Raw genomic sequence first — 12,113 nt, 5'->3', positions numbered from 1 at the left:
CTTGTAAAATAAATGCAAGACGTTCTTTGGGATAAGTTGGCTCAATTGGTAGATATGCTCCACCTGCTTTGAGGATACCTAATAAGCCGATGACCATTTCTAGGGAGCGTTCTACACAAATCCCCACGGGTACTTCTGGCTTAACTCCTAATTGTTGTAGGTAATGGGCTAGTTGGTTAGCACGGTTATTAACCTCACTATAAGTTAACTGCTGATTCTCGAAAATAACAGCGATGTTGTCTGGTGTGCGTTTTACCTGTTCCTCAAATAATTGATTAATGCACTTATTTTTGGGATGGTCAGTCTGGGTATGATTAAAATCAACCAGTAGTTGTTGTAACTCGTTTGGCGGTAATATCTCTAACTCATTAATTGTTGATAACGGATTTTTTAAGATGCTGTGCAATAAAGTCTCAAATTCTTCCGTTAAACGACTTATATTTTCAGCACTAAATAAGTTAGCGTCATAGTGAAATTCTACAGTCAAATAATCGTTGTATTCTAAACAAGAACATTTTACTTTAAACCTATCTATACAGGCATATTGCTTATAAATTGAAAAATTAATATTAGCAGCAGTATAGTTATGCTTTTGTGGTTTAAAATCAAAACAAAATGGAAAATGTGATGTATTTATATCCTTATTAAGTTTAATATTTTCCCAATTAAAACTATCTTGCCATTCATGAATTTCTTGAAGGCGATCTTGAGTTCTCTGTAAAACTTCACTAAAAAAGCTAGTTGATCTTAAATAGCTGTGTAAAGGTAAATATTTAGCAAATAATCCTAACGCTGATTCTAATTCTTCGTAATTACGACCATCGTTAGCCGTACCAATAACTATTTCCGATTGCCCAGTTAAACGCATCAGCAATGCTTGCCAACAAGCCAATAATAATACAGAAACAGAAGTATTATGTTTTTGGGCTAAAATTTTAATTTTATTAGTAAAATCAGGATTTATCTGCAAGCTCACAAATTGAGGCTGAAACTCTTGATTGACTTGCAGTTGATTCTCTAAAGGCAAATGTAAATCCAAAAGGTGAGCAATATCCTGTTTACGCCAATACTCTCTACCTATTGCTGTATCTTCTGATTCAAGTAATTCATTTTGCCATTCAGCAATATCAGCATACTGGAGGATTTCATCAGATAATTCTTTATCTTGTAAACAAGCTTCATAAGAACTACTGATTTCATGCACCAAATTTTTCAGAGTTGCAGAATCCGCACACAATGCTGGTAAGCTCAAAAGTAATATATATTTTTGCAGTGATAAAGTTATTAGAGAGATACGCAAAATTTGACCTTTTTCGTAATCAAAAGGCAAATGAAGCATTTTTTGAAAAATTAAGTCAATTTGGGCATCTTGCTGCTGAGGTTTCCAGGCTATTAAATCATAGTCATCTTCCCAGTCAATACTACCATAATTAATTACTTGAACTGGAATTTCCATGCCAGGCAAGCATTGAAATTTAGTCCGCAGAATCTCATGCTTATTAACAACATTGTTTAAGGTTTCTTTAAGATGAGCTATGTCTAGCTTTCCTTCTATTAAAACTGCTACTTGGGCACGAAATGGTGTTTGCTTATTTGTGTGCTGTAACAACCACAGACGTTTCTGGAGTGGAGAAATTCGGACACCTTCAAGAGTTTTAGTTTGCATAATATTGGAAAATCAGGATTTTATTCGCATAGAGAGATAGAGAGCAATTAGGAGATAATGTTAGATTTTTGTTTAATCTTCATTAACTTATGGCGAATGGTTTGTTGATATTCTTGTTCTTTAGCTAGTTGTTGTTGATGGTCAGATTTTTTAAGTTTTTCTACTAGCTGGTTGAGTTGGATATCTGGTTGTGTAACCACAGACCGCAAAAGCATTTCTAACTGTTCTGTCATGCGGACTATAGTGTTGGATTCAAATAAATCCGTTTTATATTCAAAGCAACCACTAATACCTTCTGCTTGTTCTGAAAGTAGGAGTCCTAAATCAAAGGGTGATCTCTGCTTGTTGGTTTCGAATGGGCTAAGGGTGAGATCAGGTAAAGATAAAGTAAGTTTTTGAATATCTGGTGTGGCTATATTCTGCAAAGTAAACCACACTTGGAACAGTGGATTATAATTTAAATCTCGTTCTAGCTGCAATTCTCCGACTAACTTTTCAAAAGGTAAATCCTGATGAGCATAAGCTCCTAAAGTTACTTCGCGTGTTCGACGCAGCAATTCACTAAAAATAGGGTTTCCTGAGAGGTCTGTCCGCAGAACTAAACTATTGACAAAAAAGCCAATTAATCCTTCAATTTCACTGCGATTGCGGTTAGCAATGGGCGAACCTACAAGGATATCCTCTTGCTTGGTGTAGTAGTAGAGTAAAACGTTGAAAGTCGTTAGCAGGGTCATAGAGAGGGTAACATCTTCCCGCTTGCTAAGTAATTGCAGTGCATCGCTGAGGTCTTTGGGTAGCTGGAACAATTGGGTTGTGCCAGTATAAGTTGGCTGCAAAGGTCGAGGTTTGTCAGTGGGCAACTCTAGCTTTGTCGAAGCGTTTTGGAGTTGTTGTTTCCAGTAAGCGAGTTGAGTTTCTAGCACCTTTCCTTGCATCCATTCTCTCTGCCAAACAGCAAAATCTGCATACTGAATTGGCAATTCTGGTAGTGTCAGCGATTTACCTTGGCAAAATGCTGCGTAAAAGTCTGCTAGTTCCCGAATGAGTATGGCCATTGACCACAGGTCGGAGATAATGTGGTGCATGGTCAGCAGTAATACATACTCTGCTTCGTCTAGCTGGAGTAGCGTGGCTCGAAGTAATGGCCCTTGAGCTAGGTTGAATGGGCGTTGTGCTTCTGCGAGTGCAAGGCGCTTTGCTTCAATTTCTCGTTGTTGGGGCGATCGCTCATTTCCTCTTAGGTCTACTATCGGTATAGTAATATCAGTAATCGGTTGAATTTTCTGAACCGGTTGCCCTTCGACTGTAGTAAAAACTGTGCGTAAGGTTTCGTGACGACTGACAACTGCATTCAGGCTTTGCTCTAAGGCTGTGATGTTGAGTGAACCAGTCAAACGCACAGATGTAGGATCATTATAAGTATGATTGCCTGGATCTAATTGATCGAGTAACCATAGTCTTTGTTGAGCAAAAGACAGAGGTAAATCTTGCGATCGCAAAACCCTATTGATGGGTGGCAGTTCTAATCCTTTGCCAGTGTTAATAGCTGTTTGAACATCTTTAGCTAGTTCGGCGACAGTTGGAGACTCAAATAAACGGCGCAAGGGTAACTCGACTTTAAAGGCTTGACGGATCTGGGAGATGACACGCGTCGCCAATAGAGAATGTCCGCCCAACTCAAAGAAGTTGTCGTTGACACCAAGCTTTTCTAAACCAAGTACCTGTGTCCAAATTCCGGCTAGCATTTCTTGGACTGGGGTAACAGCAGCCACGAGATCAGATTCGGGCATCAACTGTGTCAAATCAGGTATAGGAAGCGCTTTGCGGTCTATTTTGCCATTTGGTGTTAGTGGTAGTTTTTCCAGTAATACAAAAGCAGCAGGAACCATGTACTCTGGTAAACTTTCTTTGAGGAATTGTCGTAACTGTGGTATTAGTTCACTATTATTTTTTAACTCAACATTATGAGTATTAGGAACTATATATGCTACTAGACGCTTGTTACCAGGGTTATCTTCCCTAACTACAACTATACTTTCCTGCACAACTGAATGCTGAACTAATTTGGCTTCAATTTCTCCTAATTCAATGCGGAATCCACGAATTTTTACTTGATGATCAATACGTTTGATAAACTCAATATTACCATCACTTGAATAGCGAACTATGTCGCCTGTTTTGTATAGGCGTTCTCCTGGTTGATTACTAAATAGGTTGGGAATAAATTTTTCGGCAGTCAAATCAGGACGATGGCTATAACCTCTGGCTAGACTAACGCCACTAATATAGAGTTCTCCGGGAACTCCTATAGGTAAGGGTTGTAAATTTTTATCTAAAATATAAAGTTTAGTATTAGGAAATGGTTGCCCAATAGCTACTAATTTATTAAGTTCTAAATTTTTTACCGTAGTTTCAAAATAAGAACTATCAATGGTAGCTTCTGTCAGTCCATAGGAGTTAATTAAACGAGTTTGAAAACTACAAAATCTTAAAAAATTTCGGTATTCTGCTCCACTCCAACTATCAGAGCCACAAATCAGCAACCGCATAAAATCTAAACGCTGTTGGCTACTATCAAGATAGTGAATCAAATTTCTCAATACAGCAGGTACAAACTCAGCACAATCCACCTTTTCTTGTTCCATGAGTTCATACAATTGTTCTGGCGATAGCAACAAATCCTTTGAGCATAAAACCAACTTGCCACCAGAACATAAAGACCGAATCAAATCCCCTGAAAAAACATCAAAGGAAAAGCTGGCCATCTGTAAATGAGATGTTGCCTTTGTACTTAACTGGTAGATTTTTTCCCAGGCAAAATAAGCATTTACAAGGCTAAGATGTTGAATCATTACCCCCTTAGATTGACCTGTGGAACCAGAGGTATAGATGATGTAAGCAACGTTGTCTGGGTGTAATTGAATTATAGCTGGATTGGATTGAGATAATAGTGTGATGCTCTCCCAATCTTTATCTATGTATACAAGTTTAATTGGCAAAACTGGTAGATTTTGTAAAAGTTGCGTCTGGGTGAGTAATACAGAAACTTGTGCATCTCGCACCATGAAAGTCAAACGCTCTTGGGGTAATTGTGGATCTAAAGGTACATAAGCTCCCCCAGCTTTGAGAATGCCCAAAACTCCTATTATCATCTCTAGGGAACGCTCAACACAAATTCCCACCCTAACCTCTGGCTCAACACCCAGTTTCTGTAAGTAATGAGCGAGTTGATTTGCTCTGTGATTGAGTTCTTGATAAGTTAAATATTGATTTTCATATACTACTGCTACAGCATCCGGCGTTTTTTCTACCTGTGCTTCAAACAGTTGATGAATACATTTGTCTTGTGGATACTCAGCTTGAATGTCATTCCACTTTTCTAACAGTTGATGTTGCTCATCTTTTGTTAACAATGGTAATTGAGAAAGCCGTTGCTCTGGATTAACAACAATCCCACAAAGCAATGTCTGCAAATGCCCTGCCATCCGGCGTATAGTATCTGCTGCAAATAAATCAGTATTATATTCCAGACTGCCAACCATCCCCGACGCTGTTTCGCTCATTTCCAGTGTCAAATCGAACTTGGCAGTACCACTTTCACTTTCTAGCGAACTTAAGCTCAAACCCGGTAACTTTATCTGTGTCCTTTGTGCATTCTGAAGCACAAACATCACCTGAAATAGCGGCGAATGACTTAAGTTTCGTTGTGGCTGCAATTGTTCGACAAGTTGCTCAAAGGGTACATCTTGATGAGCATAAGCCCCTAAAGCGACTTCACGCACTCGGACTAATAGCTCTCGAAAGCTGGGATCACCTTCAAGATTAGTTCGCAACACTAAGGTATTGACAAAAAAGCCAATTAGCTTTTCTATTTCACTGTGGTTACGATTGGCAATTGGTGAACCAATCACAATATCAGTGCTGGTTGTGTAGCGATACAATAAGGTTTTGAAGGCTGCAAGCATTGTCATAAACAAGGTGGCTCCTTCCTGCTGACTCAACTTCTTCAGAGCAACGGATAGTTCTGGGGGTAGCTGGAAACGATGAGTAGCACCCCGAAAGCTTTGAATCGCTGGTCGTGGGTAGTCAGTAGGTAACTCTAGGGCTGTTGGCGCACCCTGCAACTGCTGCCGCCAGTAAGCAAGTTGGGATTCTAGTACTTCTCCTACTAGCCACTGCCGTTGCCATGCTGCAAAGTCTGCATACTGTATTGGTAATTCTGGTAGCCGTTTAGCATCTTGCAAAGAGGAATGATCTTGAGAAAAGGCTTCGTAAAGTGCTGTTAATTCTTGGATAAGTAGCTCCAATGACCAACCATCGGAGATGATATGGTGCATTGTTAACAAAGCTACGTATTCTTGCTTACTTAAATGTAGCAAAGTAAAACGTAGTAAAGGCCCTTGTGTTAAGTCAAAGGGCAACTTAGCTTCCTGAGCAGCCAGCCGCAAAACTTCAGCTTGCTGTTGTGCTGGTGTGATTTCTTGCAAGTTAATTACAGGTAACTGCAAAGTCAAGCTAGGAGCAATAACTTGAACTGGTTGTTGCTCAATCACTGTAAAAGTAGTTCGCAAGACTTCGTGACGTTGCACGATTTCGTTAAGACTCTGTTTTAGTGCTGCTACATTGAGTGTACCGGCCAGACGAAGGGCAAAAGATAGGTTGTAAGAAGGGTCATTAGGATCAAATTGATTCAGGAACCACAGCCGTTGTTGAGCAAAAGATAGGGGTAAGTTTATATCTCTAGGAATGGGCTTTATAGTAATCGAATTTGAGGCCAGGTTAGCAGCAGATAAAAACTTGAGAATTTCTATCTTGCGTTCTCGCAACTCGGCGCTTAATTCTGGCGTTAGTGTTCCTTGAGGAGCGTTACAGTATAAACGATCGCCATCAACCCTGAGCTTGATGTCTAAACTATCAATATAAGACAAAAATTGATCGATGGTTTTCATAAATCTTTCTCCTCGTAACCGAACACAGTTAAAGCCATGTTTATTCAGAATCAACCAATCACAATTAACGTAGATAAATTACAGGTAAAGCATTTGTTCACAACTCTATTTCCTCGCGATCGCCTAAATTATAACTAGCAGAAACTAGGATTTTTCTAGCTGTACTACGAATGTTTTCGATACATTCTGAAATACCAGCTATAGTAGGTTCATCAAATAAGTGACGTAGAGGCAAATCTATCAAAAAGGCTTTACGTAAGTGAGAAATAACCTGAGTTCCTAACAAGGAATGTCCTCCTAACTCAAAAAAGTTGTCATGGATTCCTATCTGTTCAACACCTAGAAGTTTTTGCCAAATTTCTGCAACAGTTTGCTCAATCTCATTTCTAGGTGCAATATATGCTGTGAGTAAATTTGGTCTTTGGTGGTTGGAAAATAAATCTTCCTGGCTGGATAATTTCGTCTTTTGTAATGATTCCAGCTTGAGCCGTTGGTCAATCCTAGCTTGCAATTCTCCAGTTGAGACAACAATTTGACAAATCCCAGACATGGATAACACACGTTCAAAGGCTTTTATACCTTCCTGTAATGTTATGAAAAATTGAGATGAATTTATTTCATTAATTGTATGTAGCTGTTCTTCTTTAGTTTTCCACTTATCCCAGTTTATGCTACACCAAAAACAAGAATTTCTTTGGTTGTGTTGATAAACAAAAGCATCCATAAAATTGGAAGCTGCGGAAGAATAAACAAATCCTAATCCTCCTAAAACAGATGATAAAGATGATATTAAAAAACAAAAATCTAGGTTGTAGTTTCGCAAAACTTTTTCTAAAACAAATAATCCATAGACTTGAGAATGAAATTGTAATTGAGTTTCAGTTGGCAAAGTTCCTTGTATAGCACAATGTGCATTTTCAGGATTTCCAGCAGCGTGAATGACACCATGAATTTCACCAAAGCGTGAAGTAGCTGTGGCGATCGCATTGTGCATTTGTTGTTCGTTAGCAACATCAGCACTGATGACCAAAACCTCAGCGCCTAATGCCTCCAGTGCTTGTAATTTTCGGAGGTTGCAGCTAACAATATCCTGTTCATCATTAGTCGCCAACCATTGAGACCACTGCTCTTTTGCAGGCAAATCTGTTCGTCCCAGCAAAACCAATTTAGCCTGTACTTTCTGCGCTAGATATTCTGCCAGCGATAAACCAACGCTACTTAATCCATCAGTAATTAAGTAAACGCCTCCTTCCCTCAAACGAGTTTTGTCAGCAACACTCTGATCTAAGCGAACAGCCTCATAGGTTTGAATCCAGCGATGATGACCACGGTAAGCAATGACATTCTCTGTCGATTCTGCTGTAAATTCTCCTACTAGCTGATTTATAAGTTTCTCAGATGGTTTGGTGTCAGCAGCAGTAATTACCACATCAATGTGACAACAGGTAATATGAGGATATTCCTGGGAAATTACCTTGCATGAGCCAATCACTGTTGCTTTGTGTGGGCATAATTTCTCTTCGCCAGTGACATCATGTACATTACTGGTAACAACCATTAACTTTGTCGGCTCAGTTAGATTCTGTTCTGCCAGTGCTTGTGCTAAGAAAAGTAGACTGTAAAAGCCGACTTTTTGACAATCATCAAAATATTGTGTCTGTTCACTAAGGCTACTACAGGCAAAAGTATCGTTAGGTGCGACACTCCAAAAATGAGCGATCGCTTGTGGAATCAAACCCTGTTTTTGTAGTGCTTGCAGTAAAGCATGATAATCGTTGCGTTGTTCGGGATTGATTGTATAACTACCTTCACTGAGTTGAGCAAACTGCTCACCTACTTTGACTGCGATCGCATTTTGACCCTGTTGTTCTAGTCGTTTTGCTACTTCTGTTCCGATTCCATACGCATCGACAAAGACCAACCAGCATAACTTTTGCTGTGTCAGTTCACCTGTTTGCAAAACTCCCAGTGGTATAGATTGTTGCCAGCGAGGGATGTAAAACCAGTCAGCAATATCTAACTTTTTGTGTAATGCTTCTTGTCGAGATGTCGGTGCAGAAGCTGTTGGATTTGCCTCAATCCAGTAGCGTTGACGCTCAAAAGGATATGTTGGTAAGGGCAGGCGATCGCATTGCTGATGTGCGTAAAAAGCTGACCAATCCACTTGCACCCCTACTAACCAGAGCTTACCCAAAGTTTGTAGCACAAATGCTACATCTGACTGTTGCTCTTGGGGATGGCGGATTGAGGTTAGCACCATTTGCTCATTTACTTGGTGTTGCTTGACCAAGCTACTCAGTGTCCGCCCTGGGCCAACTTCTAGTAAAATTCGCTCTGGCTGTTTGAGTAACTCAATCACCCCTTCACTGAAACGCACTGGTTGTCTGAGATGCTTCGCCCAATAATTAGGGTCAGTTGCTTCGGCTGTGGTAATCCAAATTCCACTGACATTAGATAAAAATGGAATTTTCGGAGGATTAAGTTTAACTGTTTGCAACAGTTGAGTAAACGGCTCAATGATTGCTGACATCATCGGCGAATGAAAGGCATGAGAAGTGTGTAAAAGTCTACACTCCACACCTTGTTTACGCAGTTGATGTTGCAATTTTTCCACAGATGACACCGGGCCAGCTACGACACATAGAGATGGTGTATTGTAAACTGCGATCGCTAATTCTTGTGTTAATAAGGGTTGAAGTTCCGCCTGTGATAGCGTTACTGCTAACATCGCTCCAGCAGGAACTTGCTGCATCAGTCGCCCACGCATTGCAACCACAAACAAAGCATCTTCCAGCGAGAACACTCCAGCCAAGCAAGCAGCAACATACTCCCCAATACTGTGGCCTATCATCACTTGTGGATTTACCCCCCAAGCCATCCACAATTGTGCTAGGGCATATTCCACCACAAACAGGGCAGGTTGAGCGATCGCCGTTTGTTTCAGCTGTTTTTCCACCTCTTGATGTTGTGTCGCACTAGGATACAGTAGTTCTCGCAAATCTATCCCTAGATGCGGTTGAAGTAATTTGCAGCAATCATCAATCTGTTCTCGAAAAATTGACTCAGTTTCATAAAGTTCTCGACCCATGTTCACATACTGAGTACCTTGTCCAGAAAACATAAACGCCACTGGGCAATGTTTTGGTTCCTGATAGTGGGTGAATACTTCTGGTGAACCTGGAGATTTGAATGCTTTGAGTGCATCATCAATGTTCTTGCATACCAACATCCGGCGATGGTCAAAAGTTCTACGACCAACACCAAGGGTATAAGCGATATCAGCAAGATTTTTACTGGGATATTGCTGTAAATAATCAACTAAATTTGTCGTAGCAGTTTCTAGCGCCGAGTTAGTTTTAGCTGAAAGCACCAACAACTGATAATTTCTCCCCTGCTCCTCCGATTTCCTGCTCCCCTGCTCTCTTAAAGAAGGTGCTTCTTCAAGAATTACATGGGCATTAGTCCCACCAATACCAAAGGAACTAACACCAGCACGGCGAAGAATACCTCTTACTTCCCACGGAGAAAGAGCAGTATTAACGTAAAAAGGACTGTTGGCAAAATCAATTTGGGGATTAGGTTTTTCAAAGTGTAAGCTGGGTGGAATCTGCTTGTGCTTGAGAGCTAATACAGTTTTGATTAAGCCTGTCACTCCGGCGGCAGCATCCAAGTGTCCGATATTTGTTTTCACCGAGCCAATTGCACAAAAGCCTTTCTTTTGGGTACTGGCTTGAAAAACCTCTGTAAGTGCAGCGATTTCTATTGGGTCTCCTAAAGATGTTCCTGTACCGTGGGCTTCAGTGTAGGTAATAGTTTCTGGTTCAACTTCGGCCACAACTTGAGCCATTCTGATTACCTTTGCTTGACCACCGATCCGGGGTGCAGTGTAGCTAACTTTGTTTGACCCATCATTATTGATAGCAGAACCTTTGATAACGGCGTGGATACAATCTCTATCAGTGAAGGCATCTTCTAGTCTTTTTAAAACCACGATTCCCACACCTTCGCCACTAACAGTTCCCTGTGCTTTAGCATCAAAGGCACGGCAATAGCCATCTGGTGACGAAATGCCGCCTTCTTGGTAAAAATAACCACCTTTTCTTGATGACTTGATGGCAACACCGCCAGCCAAAGCCATATCACATTCACCATTCAGCAAGCTTTGACACGCTAGGTGTACAGCTACTAATGAAGTTGAACAGGCAGTTTGAACTGTATAACTAGGGCCAGTTAAGTTAAGTTTATAAGAAACACGGGTAGTAAGGTAATCTTTATCACCTGCAATATTTAGTTGATGACCATTAAAAGTAATATTTTGATTTAAATAAACATTAAGTAAGTAGCTACTGAGGCTAGAACCTCCAAAAACACCTATAGCACCTTTGTATATTTCTGAGTTATAACCCGCGTTTTCCAGTGCTTGCCAAGCACACTCTAAAAATAACCGATGTTGCGGGTCGGTTATTTCTGCTTCTCTAGGATTGAAGCCAAAAAAGGCAGCATCAAACAATTCTACATCTTCTAATAGAGATGCTGCTTTGATATAGTTAGGATTTTTCAAAACATCTGGATCTAATCCTGATGACAACAATTCTTCATCGCTGAAAAAAGAAACTGAATTTACACCATTTTGGAGATTTTGCCAAAATTCCTCAACATCTTTAGCACCGGGAAATCTTCCTGATAATCCAACAATCGCTATTTCTGAACCGTTCATTATGTTTTAAATCCTCAATTATTTATAATAGATTTCATTTTTTGCAAACGTTTTTTTTGTTGCGCTTTCCCATCTAAAATTTTGTCAGTTTGAATATCAGTTTCCTGTAAAGAAATTGTTTTTTGTTGAGACGAATTTAAATAATCTGCTAAATAACTAATAGTGGGGTATCTGAACAGATCGAGGATTGATAACTCAGTTTTAAATATTTCGCGCAATTGGCTATGAACTGTAATTAAGAGTAATGAATGCCCACCAAGCTCAAAGAAATTATCGTGAATGCCTATTTTCTCGATTTTCAAAGATTTTTGCCAAACATCTGCAATAGTCTGTTCGACCTCTGTTTGTGGCAGCAAATAAGCCACTGCTAATTCTGGACGGAAATTTTCAACTGCGGGTAGTGCTTTGTGGTCTACCTTACCGTTAGATGTCAAAGGTAGGATATCTAAAGTCACAAAAGCCGAGGGAATCATATAGTTTGGCAGCTTAGGTTCCAAAAAGCGGCGCAGTTCAGGTATTGCTAATGTCTGCTGCGGTTGTAAAGTAATATAAGCTACTAAAGTTTGATTTGCTGATTCATCTTTCCGAACGACAACTACACTCGTAGATACACATGGGTGTTGATTGATTGTGGCTTCAATTTCTCCCAATTCGATGCGGAAACCGCGAATTTTTACCTGGTCATCGATTCGTCCGAGAAATTCCAGAACCCCATCTGGTCGGTAACGCGCCAAATCACCTGTTTTATAAAGTCGTTCCCCTGGTATTTGAGAAAATGGGT

At 40.1% G+C, this 12,113-nt stretch carries 4 protein-coding genes; all 4 read right to left on the bottom strand.

What is annotated here, in order from left to right; translation table 11 throughout:
* Nucleotides 1–1,666: condensation domain-containing protein (locus IQ274_RS35530; protein WP_228058617.1), on the bottom strand; the 1,666-nt coding region annotated here is incomplete at its 3' end.
* A gap of 47 nt (nucleotides 1,667–1,713) precedes the next feature.
* Nucleotides 1,714–6,615: a non-ribosomal peptide synthetase gene (locus IQ274_RS35525; RefSeq protein WP_194145146.1), complete on the bottom strand. Its 4,902-nt coding sequence runs from the start codon at nucleotides 6,613–6,615 to the stop codon at nucleotides 1,714–1,716.
* 97 nt (nucleotides 6,616–6,712) lie between these two features.
* The gene (locus tag IQ274_RS35520; protein WP_194145145.1) at nucleotides 6,713–11,332 is read right to left on the bottom strand and encodes a type I polyketide synthase; all 4,620 of its coding nucleotides are present in this window, start codon (nucleotides 11,330–11,332) and stop codon (nucleotides 6,713–6,715) included.
* A gap of 14 nt (nucleotides 11,333–11,346) precedes the next feature.
* Nucleotides 11,347–12,113, bottom strand: a 767-nt coding sequence (locus IQ274_RS35515; protein ID WP_194145144.1) for a phosphopantetheine-binding protein, incomplete at its 5' end; no start/stop codon positions are given.

The sequence above is a fragment of the Nostoc sp. LEGE 12447 genome (assembly GCF_015206985.1).
In the GTDB taxonomy this organism is placed as follows: Bacteria; Cyanobacteriota; Cyanobacteriia; order Cyanobacteriales; family Nostocaceae; genus Nostoc.
Note: the sequence above shows the minus strand (reverse complement) of the source record. Positions and strands in the feature narration are given on the sequence as shown.